This is a genomic window from Pseudomonas sp. SDO5271_S396 (genome assembly GCF_054071795.1).
The window spans coordinates 1-341 of sequence record NZ_JBSVWB010000125.1; the positions used below are offsets into that span (position 1 = coordinate 1).

Here is a 341-nt window from a genome sequence, read left to right on the forward strand (position 1 = left end):
CCACGGTTTCACCGACGCTGGCCTGCTCGCGCAGACGTGCCTCGATTTCCCCCAGTTCGATACGGAAACCGCGGATCTTCACCTGGTGATCCACGCGTCCCAGGTAATCCACCACCCCATCGGGGCGGCCACGGGTCAAGTCGCCGCTGCGGTACACGCGGCTGCCGGGTTTGCCGAACGGGTCCGGTACAAAACGCTCGGCGGTCAGTGCCGGACGCTCCAGATAACCCCGCGCCACACCCTCGCCGCCCAGATACAGCTCGCCGGCCACGCCTATCGGTTGCAAGTTGAGTTGGGAGTCCAGCACATAGCCGCTGCGGTTGCCCAACAGCGTGCCGATG

1 protein-coding gene is annotated in these 341 nt (G+C 65.7%); it reads right to left on the reverse strand.

The genetic code is table 11. The features are described from left to right. A partial coding sequence (locus ACW9IN_RS30130; RefSeq protein ID WP_457369246.1) for a hypothetical protein occupies positions 1-341 on the reverse strand: 341 nt, incomplete at both ends.